At 42.3% G+C, this 326-nt stretch carries 1 protein-coding gene; it reads right to left on the bottom strand.

Annotated elements, in window-relative coordinates; genetic code table 11:
• Positions 1 to 140 precede the first annotated feature (140 nt).
• On the bottom strand, positions 141 to 326 hold a 186-nt coding region (locus JKP73_RS22345; RefSeq protein ID WP_200412004.1), incomplete at its 5' end, for a LamB/YcsF family protein.

The raw sequence follows: 326 nt of genomic DNA, 5'->3' as shown, positions 1-326 counted from the left end.
AATGCAAAATAATCCATCGCCCCCGATACACGAACACCAAACTGCTGATATCCATAGCGACCAAGGTCCTGAAAGGTTGTATATATCCCAGGGTTATGTACTTTAGACAAAGCTATTCGTTCATACATGATACATTCCCCCTACTTCTCACCTGAACGCTTTATGGTAATTCCATTGTTAGATAAAGTAGTTTGCAATGCTTCAGCGAAAGCTACAGCATGTTTGCCACCCCCGTGTATACAAATCGTGTCTGCTTTTAAATCTATAATGGTACCGTCGACCGCTTTGACCTTCTGATCATCGACGTTTCGTTTCATTTGTTCCGC

The sequence above is a fragment of the Virgibacillus salexigens genome, assembly GCF_014905415.1.
Classification (GTDB): Bacteria; Bacillota; Bacilli; order Bacillales; family Amphibacillaceae; genus Virgibacillus; species Virgibacillus salexigens.
Note: the sequence above shows the minus strand (reverse complement) of the source record. Positions and strands in the feature narration are given on the sequence as shown.